Below are 16,871 nucleotides of genomic sequence, written 5' to 3'. Positions count from 1 at the left end.
TTAATTCTCTTTTATATTAGAAAAATTAGTAGTTGTGTGTTTTGTAGGACGGGTACATCTGAAGCACGGATTAGTCGGCAAAGCAACTAAATTACGGGCAGGACCCTGTGGGGCAGCATGGCTGACATCCACCTCATGGAAAGGTTGGACAAAGGAATTTGAGAGCGAAGACTCTGTGAGGCATGGGAGGGTTGACCTCCATGAGAAATGTGGACATCCACCAGTGCGATCATATTTTTACTCATTTACCAATTTGTGTAAGTAATTGGGTGGTGGGTTATGAGTCTTTTTTCTTCTTGGGTCCAATTTTATCCTTTCGAGTGATATTTACCCACCTAAAAAGCAATTACTAGTAAATAAACAACTATGAAAATCACGAAGAAATCGTGAGATTTCGCTTTCTTTATTGAGGGAGATTAGTTCAACAAGACTAATGTCGTTTTTGGCTCTTATCGTGTATTTAAATTAATACAAAAAGAGGCAGTCTACCTGTCCCTTTTTATTCTTGAAATTTAGTTTTAAAAAACCAGTTATGAAAAGTTTGTGTTAAGTAATCAGTTATCCAAATTGTTATAAAGCTCCAATACCAAGTCCAATTTTTATATTTAATTAATTTTGTATATTTCACTGCAATAATTTCAAAGACGACTATTACTGAAGTACTAATAAAGTAATGTAGGTTTTTTAAAAGGATAGATTTATTTTTTGGGTAGTACAAACTAAATAAAGCACACAGTCCAGGATATATAAAGTATTCGAATGAAAAACTAGCTTTATTTGCCTTTTTGAAAAATAAGCGATATGGATAGGAAATTAAGTTTTTTTGTACCACTAGTAATCCAAAAATCCATGTTAGTGCTTGTTTAAATAAAAATACAACTATTGATTCACGAATTTTATTTTTTGGTGTCAATTTTATTAATAATAGTGACACAATTATCCAGGATGAAATTACGATCGTTTTCTCTGCTTTGTATTTCATTAATTATCCCCCTTTATTAAATAGTCTTTCCTTCTTGAATTGATTAATGTAATTCTAGTTTGAGGATTAAATTATAATTCGACAACGCACGAAAAACACAACAAAAACAAAAAGTGTGTTTATTTACAACACGATGATTTTAAGCAATAAGAGTCTGTTGCTTATTCAAGTAACGGTGGCAAGAGTTAAAGATTGGGATAGCTGCGGCAATCCCCTTTTTTACTGCACTAAGATTTATGTATTCCTCTTATAGAAGCTCGCCAGTTACTATGGCGAGTTCTGTTATTTTATATACCCATAACGCTGCTAAAGCGATCGTCATTTCGGCAGGGTTTATAGAAAGGCGCCATAAAACCACAACCCTTTAAGGCATCACTTAACAGCTTTTTTCTTGAAACCTTGAACAAACTTTTTCATTTTGATTGATTTTCAGGAAACATTCAGCTTTCCTTCAAGCACAATTCAGGTTGGGGTTGCACAATAGGGACATGAACTTTGAGAAAAGTCCTTACTTGAAGGGGTCATTAATATGGAGATAACGGAAAGGAAAATCAATATGGAAAACTTAAAAACACATAAATCTGATTCATCACAAAGGAGAAAAGCTTCTTTATTATAAGGTCGGCAGGGTGATCCGCCATGGGAAAGGTCTACTCTTTGGATTTTATTAATATTGACAGCAGTCGCATATATATGGGGTCTCGGCCAATCAGGCTGGGCCAATTCGTTCTATAGCGCCGCCGTTCAGGCAGGGACGGAGAGCGGGAAGGCATTTTTCTTCGGTTCGATTGATGCATCAAATTTTATCACCGTTGATAAGCCACCTGCTTCCTTGTGGGTCATGGAGTTGTCCACACGAATATTCGGCCTGAATTCCTGGAGTATGCTTGTTCCGGAGGCAATTATGGGAGTAGCTAGCGTATGGATTCTATACATGACCATTCGCCGCTGGTTTAGTGAAGATCATTTTGACAAATCAATTGAGTTAGAAATTATGCTAGAGGAAAAACAGAAAATGGATCTACTAAAAGAAGTGCAGCAGATTTCTTCCATGGCGAATATTCACTATATTCGTCAAAAAGAACCATTAGGACTTGGTCATGCGGTTTTATGTGCGGAACAGTTTATTGGAGATGAGCCATTTGCGATCCTGCTGGGTGATGATATTATGGTTTCAGAGCCACCTGTTTTAAAACAATTGATAGATATTTATTATCGCACGAAAGAATCTGTCAATGGTGTGAGAAAAGTGCCAGCGGAAGATGTTTCAAAATATGGCATTATTGACCCAAGGAGCAAGTTTGGCCAGGTTCATTCAGTAAACGATTTAGTAGAAAAGCCCACGATTCACAATGCCCCATCCGATATGGCTGTTATGGGACGCTACATTCTGAACCCGTCTATTTTCTCGTATTTAAAAACGATTGAATTTGGCGTCGGAAATGAATTGCAGTTAACCGATGCACTACGTCTCTTAAGTCAAAAGGAAAGACTGTTTGCTTTAGAACTTTTAGGAAAACGTTACGATATTGGAGATAAAACAGGGTATATAAAAGCAATGATAGAAGTAGCACTGCAACGGGAAGACCTTAAAAATACAACCTGCTTTCCTATTTTGAAGAAATTGTAGACAAAGAACGGAATAGAAACTCGGTTTATCGGACACTTCCTGCAAATCATTTAAATAAACTGAAAAAAATCTCTTCAGTATCAAGCTGAAGAGATTTTTAACGTTTAGCACCAAACGATTATTCTATACGGTGTGGTTTGGGCAGGGATACTTTTTGTGGCAGGTCCATAAATAACAATTAAATCTCGGTTCGCAAGGTTTCTTGTAAAGGGTTGCCCATTTGTTAAAAGTTTTTGGGTAAATGGAGATATATTTAATCGTAATCTTCCATCACTACTTTCTAACTGACTATTAAAATAATCTATTTTTACATTTTGATAGGGACTATCTTTTACCATGATAAGTGCAGGATATTGTGGCGGATAAATTAGAATAGCAGGAGCATTCCCATCATAATAGCCAGTTACTCGATCTCCTATTGCCACCATGACATGGTCTACAAAGTAAGTTGAAGGTGAAACCACGAAATTTACTATTGCTCCTACTTCGTTTTGTATCGATATTAATTTATTACAGCCTTCTCCTTCACCGTTATGTCCTACGAGATCACTAATCATGGTGATGGTCCCGTGAAAAGAATAAAAATTTGTCATACTACTGCCTCCATTGTTAATGGACTGAACTTTAAAAGAAGCATCCTAATGCATCCGAATTGGCGTACCAATAATACGGTGAAGAACAAGTAAATCAAATCCCCACTCTTTTTCCAATTGTAAATATAGGATATAACGCAGGTAACTTACTTTTTGTACAATATGTAGGTCAATACCTATTTGACTGTGTGGCTGCCTATAAAAGAAAAGGAGATGATCTGTAAATTTGTAAATAGGAAACTGAATTCAATATTGCTTAGAAATTACTGTTTTATGTTTAACAAATTGGGTTCTTTCATTAAAAATCTAGCTTATAAAAATACAGCCCTATGCTTATTCAGCTTACGGGCAGTTTAGAGGAAGAAGGGTATTGGAAGGAATATCCTTTGATTTTAAAGAATATTTTTCGTATTCGAAACCAGGGGAAAAGCTGGTGGTTACGGATTAACGGGGTAGTTTAGTTAACTAAAGAAAATGTATATTTTAATGCAGTGTAAGAAAATATATGAAAAAAACAATGAGGTGTCTTATGTGAATTCCAATCATGAAACCAAATTGACATCCGCAGAGATAGCTGCCTTCTGGACACAATATTTAAACGAAACAGCAGGGCTTTGCTTTCATCAACAGATGATGGAACACCTGGAGGACAAGGAAATCAAAAATGTTTTTGAATTTGCGATTTCTCTTAGTACCAAAAATTTGGATAAAATAAAAGAATTCTTTATCAGTGAAGGTTTTCCAGTTCCAATCGGATTTACGAATCAAGACGTGATACCAAACACACCACGTCTTTTTTCTGATGTATTGTGTTTGCATTTTTTAAATATCATGACCATCCATGGCTGTCATGGGTACAGCGGGGCGGTCACTACAAGTACTCGACTTGACGTTCGTGAATATTTTACGAGTTGTAATGCTTCTGCAGTTGAATTGGTTAATCAGACAAAGAATGTTTTGTTAGAAAAAGGTTTATATTATCGCCCCCCTGTGGTTTTACCACCTGAAAAGCCTGATTTTGTCAAAGACGACAACTTTTTAGCGGGATGGTTGGGTGAAAAAAGACCATTAAGTTGTATTGAAATTACCGATATATATTTTAATTTGAAGAAGAGCATAATGGCGAAAGCAGTGACAGTTGCCTTTTGCCAAGTCGCTCAGTCTAAGAAAGTCCGAGACTTTTTATTGAAAGCCGTGAAAACAAAAGACAGCCACATCCGTATGTTTAATGACTTATTGAATACGGAAAATCTGCCTGCACCACCCACTTTAGAAGCAGAAGTTTCGAATTCCACCATTTCTCCGTTTTCAGAAAAGCTAATGATGTTTCAAGTCGGATTCTTATTCTCAACTGCAATGGTGTATTACGGGACAGGATGGGCATCTTCTCCGAGAAGAGATTTGACACCACATTATATGATGGCCATTTCTGGGGATGTAAAAATTGGAAACGACTGGATCGAATTGATGATTGAAAACGGTTGGCTGGAACAACCACCTTTAGCCGAAAACAGAAGAGAATTAGCGATGGAGAAAAAATGAGGTTATAAAAGTTTCAATGTGACCCCTTTTTCTAAAAGGGGATGCAGACAGTCTCTTCTTAAAAATAAAATATCATACATATTTGGGAGCTTTACTTGAAATAGGAGTAAAGCTTTTTCCTTTTTCAAGTAAAGGGAGGTTAGTTTATGCGACCATTTAGAGGAATTATTTACATGATTATAGAATTGAAAACATTAGGTATGGAACTATCGCGGCGAAAGTTGAACAAACCAAAACATTGACTTCTTTTTTTAGTTATTGTTCTTTTTATAAATTAAAAGTGTTTGTCGGAAGGGGAAAAAATGATGAAACAAAAGATCCTAATTCTTGGAGCAAGCGGTCTTGTAGGAAGAGCCTTAATTGATGAATTGAGTGATGAATTTGACGTTTATGGAACTTATTTCTCAAAGTTAACTAGTCTGCCCGCTGATAAGCAGTTCCAATTAGAAGTTCAGCAGCTCGATAAGTTAAAAAAAATAACAAATACAATTAACCCCGACATAGTTATTTCATGCCTTAGAGGGGAGTTTAATCAGCAACTCAAGTTTCATAAGGAATTGGGCAGGATATTCCAAAATACAAATACCCGTATTTATTATTTTTCTACTACAAATGTATTTGATGGAGACTTGTTAAGAGCCCACATAGAAACAGATATACCGATTGCAGAATCTGATTATGGTAAATTCAAAATTAAATGTGAAAATATGCTGAAGGAAATTTTGGAAGAGCGAGTAATAGTCATCCGCATTCCAGCGATATGGGGTAAGGATTCACAAAGATGGACCTTAATTAAAGAAAGCATAATAAATAATAAAGTTATAGATGTATTCAGCAATCTCGTATGTAATAATCATTTGGATGTTTTGCTGGCAAAGCAACTACGATTTATTATTGAAAATGATTTAAAAGGGATTTTCCACTTAGGTTCAGAGGACATCATGACTCAGGGAGAATTTTTTGAACAGATGATAAGCAAGCTCACAAGTAAAAAGAACTTATTACTATATAATTTATATCTGGATAAAGTGGATACTTTTTATTTTAGTTTAAATTCAAATCGTCATGATCTCCCAAGTTCGCTAGAATGTGAGAATAAAGATATTATTTCTTATTTGCTGGAAAATGGGCATTAAGGTATTAAGATAACGGTTGCCAATAGGCGGAGATTCTCCGGTTAAATGCATAATGGAGCTCAGTTCGAGGTATTTAAGCGGAGGTTTTCCGATTAAGCAAAGCAAAATTACCCATTTTCATGTTTTTCGAGTGAATAGGCGGAATCCTTCCGTTTATTTTTGCAATTTTCAGTGCTTTTTCTTAAATAAGAGGAATTTCTCCGCTTATTTATCAAACGCGTTCTAGCGTCTAATGAACTTGTACAACTTACGGGTGTTTTCGTGAAAAAAAGAAAATATTAAAAAAGGCTTATAGAATCTAAGCCTTTTTACTGTGCAATATACTGTGACTTGTGTTGGGAAATTTATGTGATTCGCTATGGATTAGGTTTGTCAATATAACCGTTTGCACTTCACAAGTATACCCGTTACAACATGAACTGAGTTGTTTTTTTAGGTAAATTGGTAGTATGTAGTTCCTTGTTCTGACAATACCGTATATCATCTATGTTGATCGATAAGAATCTGATTGCCATCAGGGTCTTCAATGGTAAAATATGCTGGTCCTTCACTTGATTCATCGGCTTCAGATTGCAATTTTACTCCTTTTTCCTTTAATTGTTTTTGAAGCTCCCGAACGTCCGTAAACGATTCAAGATTTTCAGCATTCTCATTCCAGCCGGGATTAAAAGTCAAAATGTTCTTTTCAAACATGCCCTGGAATAGCCCAATAATGCAATTTTCGTTCTTCATAATAAGCCAATTTTGGGTAATATCCCCACCATGGTCTTGAAATCCAAGCTTTTCATAAAATGATTTAGATTTATGAATATCATTTACAGTTAAACTTACAGAAAATGCACCTAGTTTCATATTTTTACCACCTTTTCATTATAATGAAGATAGTTGTTTATTTGGGTTATTAAACTTAGATAAATTTAGTATAAATGAGTACTTTTAAATAAACAGTATTTACCATTTTTTTATGATAAATGGTTTTAAGGAGGAAGTTGGATGAGTGACTTAAACTTATTATTCCGTAATAGAGTTGGTATCCCGAATGACCTAGTCATCACATTTGAGAATTTGGATATGGTTCTTGAAAAAACAGCGGAGACAATTCCGTTCGAAAACTTGTGTATCATTAAGAAGAAGACCACTGAAATTACCAAAAAGAACTTACTAAACAAAATAATTTTCAACAATGAGGGTGGAATTTGCTATGAACTAAATTCTATCTTCTTTTACTTCTTATTAGAAAATGGTCTAAATGCATCTTTAGTACGTGGAGTGGTTTACGATAATAACGCCCAACAATGGAATACAATGGGCAAGACCCATGTGGCTAATGTTATGAAACATAACGGGCAGCTTTATATAATTGATACTGGCTTCGGGGGAAACTTGCCATTAAAACCTGTTCCGTTTACTGGAGAGACAATAACATCTAATAACGGTGAATTTCGAGTGAAAAAGGAAGAGACAGATTATGGAGATTACATTTTTTATATGAAATTGAAGAATAAGGACAATGACTGGAAAAAGGGCTATGCATTTGATTCTAAGGAAGTATTTAATGACGTATCTATGTTAAATGAGGTCCAAAATATCATTCTAAAACATCCCGATTCTCCTTTTAATAAGCGTCCTTTAATCACTAGACTGACAGATAGAGGAAATGAGACTCTTACAGAGACTTCGTTTACCAAATGGGAGGATGGAAATGTTCATAAAGAAGAGATTGATCAAATAAGATTCAAAGAAATATTAAAAGAACATTTTGGTATTGAATCTCACTAAAGACACACTATCTTTATGTCTTTCACCAAAGGAGACACCGAGAGCATGACAGTCTCTTGATCCGTCCGAATAATAATTTGACAGGTGGGGATGCGTATGGGCACCAACGATTTCAATAAAGAGCTCCATCACTATTACACAAAAATACGTGAAGCGAATCATCCTTTTTATTGGTACTGTTTGGCTAATACGCAGGCAAGAGCCGGATTAACAAATGAGGCACTACAAACGATTGATATGGCTTTGTCTTTTGCTAATCCGTATCCTTCAAGACACAAACTTTTAGAAATACGGGCTAGACTGCAATCTGCTGATCCAAGAAAAATGCGAACCAACAGTCCCTCCGTAGTAACGGTAAAGATGGGGGATATCGATGGAGACGGGATAAAGGATAATGTTTTTCTGACTGCGAATAAAACCCCTTATAGTCCATTTTGGAAAGATATCACCTTGGTTGTCCAAAATGGAAGAACACATAAATATGATCACATCACTTTTAAAAATAACTCTGGATACAATCCTACTCTTTTTCTTGGTGATTTTACAGGTAAAAAAGGCGATGATATTTTAGTGGTCATTGATACCGGGGGAAGCGGCGGTACTATTTATGCGTATATTTTTTCTTATATTAACGGTCAAATAAGGCAGATTTTTGATTCGGATGCATTCAATGAAGCCTATAAATACGATGTGACATATGAAAATCAATACAAAGCAAAGGTGATTAGTTATCATCTCAAAGAAAAGTTTATTCTTGACCTTACTTACAAGGGGAAGGACTATTTATCGGAAATATATAACCCTCAAGGTATGTTGAAGGATCCTATTAATGGCTGGGTAAACCCTCTGGCAGCTTTATATCCGGTTGATATAAACAGGGATGGTATCTTTGAGTTAGCAGCTCATCAAAGGATAGCCGGCAGGTACAATGCTGACAGCCTGGGAGAAGTGCAAACCGTGTTGAAATGGAACGGGCAGGTGTTTGCTCCTGAAAGGCAGACAGTGGGCACCTTTGGTGGGGAAATATAACAAATGGGAGATTGTCTATATTAATATTTTCCGTGGTTATATAGAGTTATCTGGGACTCCCGTTCGCAAACACCTCATTTTAGTCATGATGACCCAGGACTGCATAGCTAAAAAAGTGAACAATCCGTGCTTCTATTTCTATGATTCTATAATAATAGGCTAACATTCATAAACCAGGCCTATATAGAATAGGCTGTTTTTGGGAGGTGGCATAGATTGGACACTTTTAAAATCTTTAGAACGCCACAAGCGATATTTTATGGAAGAAACGCATTTAAAGAGATTGGGAGACAGACTTCATTAAAAGGGAAAAAGGCTCTAATTGTCAGCGATCCGATTATTGATCAACTTGGTTTGGTACGTGTTTGCCAAGAAAAGCTTGCTGAAAATCATGTCGAGAGTGTAGTGTATATGGGGGTAAAATCAGAACCGACGGACAAATATGTGGAAGAATCGCTGGAGCTTTTTCGAGTGGAAAATTGCGATGTGGTCATTTCCCTAGGAGGGGGAAGCTGTATGGATACAGCAAAAGCCGTTGCAGTCCTAGCCACAAATATGGGCTATATTGGTGACTATATGAATGGTGAAAAGACAGCGGAGGTTCCCCCTGTTCCCCATATTGCCATCCCCACGACAGCAGGCACGGGCTCGGAAGCAACGGATGTTACAGTTATTTCAAACACCTCTAACGATGTGAAAATGATGATTAAACAGCCAGCGTTTATGCCGGCTGTAGCTATTGTGGATCGAATATTAACAGTGCCATCGCCAAAACATGTAACAGCAGCAACGGGAGTAGATGCTCTTAGTCATGCCATCGAAGCCTATATATCAAGAAAGTCCCATCACATGACGGATCAATTGGCTTTATCCGCAATGAAATTAATTGTCAATAATCTCGTTTCTGCCTATCAGGATGGAGAAAATATGGATGCAAGGGAAGCGATGTCCCTAGGGGCGCTGCAAGCAGGAATGGCTTTTTCTAATGCTTCGGTATGTTTAGTTCATGGGATGTCGAGACCTATTGGTGCATTATTCCATGTTCCGCATGGTTATTCAAATGCAATGCTCCTTCCAGCTGTTTTAGAATTTTCCAAGGAATCCTGTATCGAAAGATTAGCAGATTTGGGAAGGATTTTTGAACCTAATAATCCAAGCTTATCGGATGAAGCAGCTGCGGAGGCAGCGGTAATAGCAGTAAAGCGACTTTGCAACGTGTTAAATATTCCTAACCTGCAAGAATGGGGCATCCAAAAGGACAATTTTGTTCGAGTCATTGGTAAAATGGCAGCTGATGCTCTAAACAGCGGTAGTCCCGATAACAATCCTAAAGTGCCTTCAAAAGAAGAAATAGAGAGATTATATCAGGTTTGTTATGAATATGATTTTGGGTTGGTTCACGCTAATTAAGTTGTGATTGTCGCACCTCTGGAAAATACCTGAAGGGGTTCATTATTGATCCCAAATGGGCAAGCAACCTCCTGTTAATCAGTATATGTTTGAAAAAAGCGATACTAAATAAAGTATCGGGTTCGGTTAAGAGGTGCAAAAAATATACCTCTTCCAAAAAAACAGGCATTTTACCTAAATTAATAATGCTTGTTAAAATGGATAATGTAGAAAAGACTCACATTGTGTATTAAAGGAGTGGATTAAGTGTTAGATATAGTGGATGTAAAAGAAGGTAGTCGAATTAAATATATCAGTGATGATGGGGTGTTTGATGAGCCTTCTTATAAAGTAATTAGTGCTGAATCGACTTACAAAAGTCCAAATGAATGTCCTGAAAACGAAAAAGGAAAATTGATGATTATTGAATTTATGAATGATGGCACACCAATGTTTTTCACTATAGATAGTCTAAACCCTAAAGATTGGGCGATAGTGTCTTAGTACGCAATACGAACAAACAGTTAATTAAATTAAAAAGCAGAGGAATACACAACCTCTGCTTTTCTAGTTCAATTTATAACAGTTTCTCAAAAGCGATTCTTTTACTACTGTCTTCCAAATAAATTTCACCACAATATGTAAAATCATTTTTATGTAGAAGTTTCTGAATGGGTAAGTTCTTTACGTGTGTATCAATTTTGATACTGGTGATTTCTCTATCCAAACACATTTTTTCTACAGATTGTAATAGTTCTGAGGAAATTCCTAATCCTTTGAAATGGTTATCTACAGCTAGTCTATGTATAACGGCATATTCACCATTACTAAGCCATTTTCCGTTATAAATTTTTTGATAAGTTTTTTCGCCATCAAAAGAAATAGTGGCTGTTGGGACAATATGTTTATCTTTTAATAATACATAGCTATATCCTTACTCAAACAATACAAAATGATAAGATTGCCAAGGCAGAATAAAAGGGAATATCCTCATCTAGAGTAAAGATGAGGATTATTTAATAGAACCCTTTTTATTAGCAGAAACAAACTGAACCTATAATGATTAGTAAAATGAACAACACTACAATGATGATAAAATCGTTGCACCCGCGAGCAGGAAAACAACTTGCATAAACAGGAGCTGCACAGCCGTAAGAAAATGCTGGCTGGGGAACAACATTAGCACCAGCAAATAGTGGAATGGCATTATCCATTTTTTACACTTCCTTTCTAAGATGGAGAATTACTATGACATTACACTATATATTACACATTGAAAGGATATTAGAGCCCGTCTATATGAAATATGGGCAGAAATCTAGAATATTGTCATGGACAATAAGTAAATTTTTAATTATAAATCAAAATTTTTATAGATAAGTAGACAAACATCTTGTAAATGAAAGTTATTTTAAAAAAAGAGGGGATTCATCTTCTATTAGAATTAATTCATTAAATAAATTGCCAGCCATAAAATAGAAAATAAGGCAAAGGCACAAAAATCGATTACCTTATGGGGCATGAGTAAGATTTCCGATATGTAGAAGGTGATAGCATGGAAGCAATCGTCCTAGCTGCTGGATATTCCAGCCGAGCGAATACATTTAAAATGACGTTGCCATTGAAGCAAATGACGATATTAGAGCAAACCGTATCCAAATTTGATGGGATATGCAGCAGAATCATCGTGGTAGCCGGGTTTCAAGCGGAAATCATCCGAGAGGAAATAGCAAAACTCAGCAGTAAAAATGCCTATTCATTTGAACTCAAATTTGTTTATAACGAAGACTTTAACAAGGGAATGTTTAGTTCGATTAAAAGAGGCTGTAAGGAAGTCAATTCTGCATCCGTTTTTATCACACCTGGAGATTGTCCGCTTGTTAAAAAAGAAACTGTTCAGCTATTAGCAAAGCAAACTGGAACCGTCGTGATACCCAGCTTTAACTTTAAAGGCGGCCACCCTATAAAACTATCAAGCGAAGTGAAGCAAAAAATTCTCGAAACCAATCCAGATAGTAATTTGCGTGCAGTCCTGGGCCGTTACGAAAAAAATTACATAAATGTAAAGGATCCGGGAGTAGTCATGGATGTTGATACGCAGGAGGATTACCAAAGAGCGCTAGATTATGATAAAACTTGAATTTATCAGTAATTTTTGAATAAAAATGAATCATACGCAGAATTCCACGGGGACGGTTCTCATGGCTTAGATGAAATTAGTTAAGACCAAAAGAAACGTCCCTTTGGCCCTAAAAACATGCCGAAGGGTGGTGTTGTTGCAATGAGTCTCAAAGATATTAGTACCTCAGTGCCCAAAAAGGACCATAAAGGTAAAGTATCGGGCCAACTGCCCTATATTAGTGACGTGAAATTGGAAAATATGGTTTATGGTGTATTGGTTCGGTCACCGATTGCTTATGGGAAAATCAAATCTATCGAACTGCCAAGCCTTCCGGATGGGTATGAAGCCGTTGGAGCCGAGCATATCCCTGGACCAAATTATGTGAAAATTATTCAAGAGGATCAGCCCATTTTTGCCAATGAGTGGGTCAATTATATTGGTGAGCCGATTCTGATGCTCGTTGGAGCAGATCTTGATATCCTGTACCATTTATTAGATGAAGTGAAGATTGAATTCGAAGAACATCCGGCTATATATACTTTAGACGATGCCATTAAACAAAAAGCAGCATCTGGGGTTACTATGGCAAACTATGAATTTGGTGAGAGTTTAGAAATCATTTCAACGATTGAGCATGGAGCCTATCAAATTATTGAAGAAGAATATGATACCGGTTATCAGGAGCATGTCTACCTGGAGCCGCAAGGAATGCTTGCCATTTATAAGGAAGATGAAATTGTCGTCCAAGGATCGATGCAATGTCTTTATTATATAAAAAATGCATTGTTAAGTGCATTAGCGTGTGGTGACGAGGAAGTCAGAGTGGTTCAAAGCCCAACTGGCGGAGGCTTTGGAGGCAAAGAAGAGTTTCCTTCGATGATGGCTTGTCACGTGGCCGTTGCTGCAAAGGCAATAAAAAAATCGGTGATGCTTGTGTTCGACCGTTCAGAGGATATGGTGGTGACTACGAAAAGGCATCCGGCCAAACTCAACTATCGAACAGCTCTTGATAAGGAAGGAAATATTTTGAGCCTGTGTGTGGACATCTATCTCGATGGCGGGGCAAATGCGGGATTGAGCCAAGTCGTGCTGCAGCGCGCCTTAATCAACAGTGCCGGTGTTTATAAAATTCCCCATTTTCATGCAAAAGGCTATGTTTTAAAAACCAATACCGTACCGAATGGCGCCTTTAGAGGCTTTGGTGCGCCGCAAAGCTTTGCCGGAATCGAAAGCCATATCGGACATCTTAGTAAACTTGCAAACATCGAACCACTTGAATATAAACGAAAATACCTCGTCAAACAAGGAGACCCCACTATAACCAAAGGGCAATTCCGCGACCCAATCTTAGTGGAAGATATGATTGAGGACGTACTCAACGCATCACAATACAAAAAGAAAAAAGAGGAATTTCACCGTTTAAATCAACAAAATCAGCGTTATAAAAAAGGCATAGGTACTTCGCTGTTCCTCCACGGCTGTGGATTTACAGGCAGTGGCGAAAGAGATCATATCAAAGCAACGGTGAAATTGGTGAAATCAAAGGACGACCAAGTTGCGCTCAAAATCTCCAATTCTGATATGGGACAAGGAATCTATACCACTTTGAGTAAAATTGTCGCAAAAGAACTCGACCTTCCATTCGAAAAAGTTTTTTATCCTGCTCCTGATACAAAAGAGGTTCCAGACTCCGGTCCGACCGTAGCCTCCAGGACGACGATGATTGTCGGAAAATTGCTGGAACGAGCTGCAAAAAATCTGAAGGCTCAGTGGAAGCCAGGAGTGGAACAGGAAGTAGTGGAGCATTATGTCCACCGTGAAATGATTCCCTGGGACGAGAAAACATTCACTGGAGATGCCTACCCGGCTTATTCTTGGGGGGTGAACATCGTGGAATTAGAAGTAGATACGTTAACAGGAAATGTAAAGTTAGAAAAAGTGTACGGCAATTATGAAGTGGGAAAGGTCATCGATGAACGGATTATGAAAGGCCAAATTGACGGTGGTTTGGCCCAAGGTTTAGCGTACGGTTATTTAGAAAAGATGACGTCAAAACAAGGCAGAATCCAACAAAAAAGTATAACGGATTATGGACCCCCGACTTCAATGGACGTAGTGTCCATTGAAAGCAAGGTCTTTGACAACCCTTATGCGGACGGTCCCTACGGGGCGAAGGGCGCAGGCGAATTGACATTAATCGGCGGCGCTCCAGCAGTCCAAGCAGCGATCGAAGATGCACTGAAAACTTCTTTTCAACAAATTCCGATTACACCGGAAGTCATTATGGAAAGTCTCTGGAGGAAAGATGGTGAAGTGGGATGATTAAATTTACCCTAAATGGAAAATTAGTAGAAACGGACGCTCCTCCCACAGCAAGATTACTAGATTTAATAAGAGATGAGTTTGAGTTAATCGGAACAAAGGAAGGCTGCGGTGAAGGGGAGTGCGGTGCCTGCAGTGTTTTTGTGAATAACCTTTTGCAAAACAGCTGCTTGATTCCGATTGGCTCAATTGCTGGTGCCGATATTCTAACGATTGAAGGAATCATGGAAACGGAACAATTTAAGCTTTTGGATGAGAGCTATTCCCATGCCGGAGGAGTGCAATGTGGATACTGCATTCCGGGGATGGTCATGGCAAGTGCCGCTTTATTAACCAAGAACCCTCATCCTTCAGAGGCAGAAATCCGGGAAGGTATTTCCGGAAATCTGTGCAGATGTACGGGTTACAATATGATTGTTGATGCGATAAATATGGCAGCTAACAAAGGTGACGGCCTATGGCAGAAAAAATAACCGCCTTTCGCTTCGATCGTTTAGACCAAACGTTAAGCCAATTGAATAAAGAGGACTGTGCCATCATAGCAGGCGGAACCGATGTTATGGTTCTTCACAAAAGCCGAAGGGGAGTTCCTCCAAAAATTCCTAAACCTGTTGTTTTTATTGATCATCTTACCGAATTAAAGCAGATATATCGAAATCACAAGGATCTCCACATCGGAGCCTGCACTACCTATAGTGATTTACTTGAACATCCGTTAATTCCAATTCCATTAAAGAACGCGATTAAAACGATTGCGGCCCCAGCCATTCGTAACCGAGGAACATTAGGCGGTAATATTTGCAACGCTTCTCCAGCCGGTGACACACTTCCTTTATTGTATGTATACAATGCCAAGCTTTTGCTACGCTCCGTAACTGGTGATCGAATAGTTGCGATTCACGATTTTATTCAAGGACCGCGACGGGTTCAACGTAATCATAATGAGATTCTGGCTGAAATTATTTTGCCGTCCGTATTAGAAGATGGAGTTCATGTCATTTTTGAAAAGGTCGGCAACCGCAACGCTGATGCCATTGCTAAAGTCTCGTTTGCGGGTTTTATCCGGATAAATGAAAATCGAATCGCTGACATTCGCTTTGCCTTTGGAGCGGTCGGACCCACGATGGTTCGTTCCATTGATATTGAAAAGATACTAGTTGGGAAAACCATACCACTAGCCGATACAGACATCATCCAGGTTGTCGCAGCCTTCGATAAAATCATTAGACCAATCGACGATCAGCGCTCTACTGCAACTTACAGAAAAACTGTTGCGTTAAATCTTTTACGTTATTTTCTTAGCTTAAAGCAATTTCGAACGAATTAATTTTTTCGAAAAAGGGGGGAGCTATTCATGCTACTGATGGAAAAAGTGGCCTTACTTAACCATCAAAACGAAACCTTTGCACTAGCCATGATAATTGAATCCAAGGGCTCGACTCCCAGTCATGTTGGAAAAATGATTGTATACCGTGATGGTACGATTGAAGGCACTGTCGGAGGGGGCTTGGCTGAACACTATATCATCGAAGAGAGTGTTAAAGCAATCCAATTGGGTAAATCGAAAATCGTTGAATATAAATTGAATAGACACGCAAAAGACGGAATTCAAATGAGTTGTGGCGGTACGTTACGAGTCTTTATTGAAGTCTATACAAGCAGGCCCGAACTCGTTTTGTGTGGAGCTGGTCATTTAGGAAATGCGCTGGCAAAGCTGGCTGATTCCCTTGAATATCCTTATTGCATTGTCGATGATCGCATTGATTATTGTACGAGGGAACGCTTTCCTAATGCGACAAACCTTTTTGTGAATGAGGATATTGGGAAGGCTTTACTCGCAGCCAACCTTAATGAAAAGTCATACGTGGTGATTGTGACAAAAGATGGTGATGATATTGTTTTAAAAACGGCGCTGCAATTTCCAATTGCCTATGTTGGGATGGTTGCCAGCAAACGCAAGGTCATAACCATATTTGAAAAATTAAAAAGTGAAGGGGTCACGCAAGAACAGTCGGAACAGGTCCATTCCCCAATCGGATTAGAAATGGGCGCTGAAACAACACAAGAGATTGCTATCAGTATTATTGGGGAAATCATTAAGGTAAGTAAGGAAAAAAAGCTTGTGAAAGTGAAGCAATTAAATAGATAAGTAAAATTGAAGTAGCAGGGAAATTGTTAAACTTCAAATAACCAAATTAAGGTATTGATCTTTAGTCGAATCCACAATGTAATAATGAAATTTAGCAGTTGCATTCATTTTATGTACCTTTGAAAACTATCGAAGATTTCTCTGATATTGACAAAAACGCTTTCAAAATTTATTTTTGTGATCTGACCCCATAAAGTT

16 protein-coding genes and 1 pseudogene are annotated in these 16,871 nt (G+C 37.8%); 12 read left to right on the top strand and 5 right to left on the bottom strand.

Going from position 1 to position 16,871, the window contains the following annotated elements; genetic code table 11:
• Window positions 1-499: 499 nt before the first annotated feature.
• Window positions 500-982: a CBO0543 family protein gene (locus ABES02_RS28530; RefSeq protein WP_430141214.1), complete on the bottom strand. Its 483-nt coding sequence runs from the start codon at window positions 980-982 to the stop codon at window positions 500-502.
• 673 nt (window positions 983-1,655) lie between these two features.
• Between ABES02_RS28530 and ABES02_RS28525 the strand changes: the two genes are divergently transcribed.
• Window positions 1,656-2,612, top strand: coding sequence for a sugar phosphate nucleotidyltransferase (locus ABES02_RS28525; protein ID WP_430141213.1), 957 nt, complete (start codon window positions 1,656-1,658; stop codon window positions 2,610-2,612).
• Between the two features lie 104 nt (window positions 2,613-2,716).
• Here the strand turns inward: ABES02_RS28525 and ABES02_RS28520 are convergent, their stop codons facing one another.
• Window positions 2,717-3,205, bottom strand: coding sequence for a hypothetical protein (locus tag ABES02_RS28520; protein WP_430141212.1), 489 nt, complete (start codon window positions 3,203-3,205; stop codon window positions 2,717-2,719).
• A 531-nt stretch (window positions 3,206-3,736) separates the two neighbouring features.
• Between ABES02_RS28520 and ABES02_RS28515 the strand changes: the two genes are divergently transcribed.
• Both ABES02_RS28515 and ABES02_RS28510 read left to right on the top strand, forming a co-directional pair.
• On the top strand, window positions 3,737-4,747 hold the full coding sequence (locus ABES02_RS28515; RefSeq protein ID WP_430141211.1) for a DUF3231 family protein: 1,011 nt from the start codon (window positions 3,737-3,739) through the stop codon (window positions 4,745-4,747).
• A 305-nt stretch (window positions 4,748-5,052) separates the two neighbouring features.
• Complete coding sequence (locus ABES02_RS28510) at window positions 5,053-5,883, top strand: sugar nucleotide-binding protein (protein ID WP_430141210.1); 831 nt, start codon at window positions 5,053-5,055, stop codon at window positions 5,881-5,883.
• Between the two features lie 480 nt (window positions 5,884-6,363).
• Here ABES02_RS28510 and ABES02_RS28505 read toward each other — a convergent pair whose 3' ends face one another.
• Entirely contained in the window at window positions 6,364-6,735 is a 372-nt protein-coding gene (locus ABES02_RS28505) for a VOC family protein (RefSeq protein WP_430141209.1), read from the bottom strand.
• Window positions 6,736-6,876: 141 nt separating this feature from the next.
• Between ABES02_RS28505 and ABES02_RS28500 the strand changes: the two genes are divergently transcribed.
• The 4 genes from ABES02_RS28500 to ABES02_RS28485 all read left to right on the top strand — a co-directional run bounded on the left by ABES02_RS28500 (window position 6,877) and on the right by ABES02_RS28485 (window position 10,584).
• Window positions 6,877-7,662, top strand: a complete 786-nt coding sequence (locus ABES02_RS28500) for an arylamine N-acetyltransferase family protein (RefSeq protein WP_430141208.1) — start codon at window positions 6,877-6,879, stop codon at window positions 7,660-7,662.
• 237 nt (window positions 7,663-7,899) lie between these two features.
• Window positions 7,900-8,691 (top strand): VCBS repeat-containing protein, encoded by a 792-nt coding sequence (locus ABES02_RS28495; protein WP_430141215.1) that lies wholly within the window; start codon window positions 7,900-7,902, stop codon window positions 8,689-8,691.
• 216 nt (window positions 8,692-8,907) lie between these two features.
• Window positions 8,908-10,101 (top strand): iron-containing alcohol dehydrogenase, encoded by a 1,194-nt coding sequence (locus ABES02_RS28490; protein WP_430141207.1) that lies wholly within the window; start codon window positions 8,908-8,910, stop codon window positions 10,099-10,101.
• A gap of 246 nt (window positions 10,102-10,347) precedes the next feature.
• Window positions 10,348-10,584: a hypothetical protein gene (locus ABES02_RS28485; protein WP_430141206.1), complete on the top strand. Its 237-nt coding sequence runs from the start codon at window positions 10,348-10,350 to the stop codon at window positions 10,582-10,584.
• Between the two features lie 73 nt (window positions 10,585-10,657).
• On the opposite strand, the pseudogene ABES02_RS28480 reads toward ABES02_RS28485, so the two are convergent.
• Window positions 10,658-10,996, bottom strand: a pseudogene (locus tag ABES02_RS28480) (GNAT family N-acetyltransferase); the annotation flags it as partial.
• 118 nt (window positions 10,997-11,114) lie between these two features.
• Window positions 11,115-11,294 (bottom strand): YjcZ family sporulation protein, encoded by a 180-nt coding sequence (locus ABES02_RS28475; RefSeq protein ID WP_430141205.1) that lies wholly within the window; start codon window positions 11,292-11,294, stop codon window positions 11,115-11,117.
• A gap of 341 nt (window positions 11,295-11,635) precedes the next feature.
• Between ABES02_RS28475 and ABES02_RS28470 the strand changes: the two genes are divergently transcribed.
• From ABES02_RS28470 to ABES02_RS28450, 5 genes are all read left to right on the top strand, one after another.
• The gene (locus ABES02_RS28470; protein WP_430141204.1) at window positions 11,636-12,220 is read left to right on the top strand and encodes a nucleotidyltransferase family protein; all 585 of its coding nucleotides are present in this window, start codon (window positions 11,636-11,638) and stop codon (window positions 12,218-12,220) included.
• Window positions 12,221-12,361: 141 nt separating this feature from the next.
• Window positions 12,362-14,524: a xanthine dehydrogenase family protein molybdopterin-binding subunit gene (locus tag ABES02_RS28465; protein WP_430141203.1), complete on the top strand. Its 2,163-nt coding sequence runs from the start codon at window positions 12,362-12,364 to the stop codon at window positions 14,522-14,524.
• Window positions 14,521-14,997, top strand: a complete 477-nt coding sequence (locus tag ABES02_RS28460) for a (2Fe-2S)-binding protein (RefSeq protein ID WP_430141202.1) — start codon at window positions 14,521-14,523, stop codon at window positions 14,995-14,997. Before ABES02_RS28465 ends, ABES02_RS28460 begins: the two co-directional genes overlap by 4 nt.
• Window positions 14,982-15,851: an FAD binding domain-containing protein gene (locus ABES02_RS28455; protein ID WP_430141201.1), complete on the top strand. Its 870-nt coding sequence runs from the start codon at window positions 14,982-14,984 to the stop codon at window positions 15,849-15,851. The genes ABES02_RS28460 and ABES02_RS28455 overlap by 16 nt, the downstream gene beginning before the upstream one ends.
• 27 nt (window positions 15,852-15,878) lie before the next feature.
• Window positions 15,879-16,673, top strand: a complete 795-nt coding sequence (locus ABES02_RS28450; protein ID WP_430141200.1) for an XdhC family protein — start codon at window positions 15,879-15,881, stop codon at window positions 16,671-16,673.
• The last annotated feature ends 198 nt before the right edge of the window (window positions 16,674-16,871 follow it).

The sequence above is a fragment of the Neobacillus pocheonensis genome, from assembly GCF_050477905.1.
In the GTDB taxonomy this organism is placed as follows: domain Bacteria; phylum Bacillota; class Bacilli; order Bacillales; family Cytobacillaceae; genus Neobacillus; species Neobacillus pocheonensis_A.
This window is presented reverse-complemented; position numbering and strand designations above follow the sequence as displayed.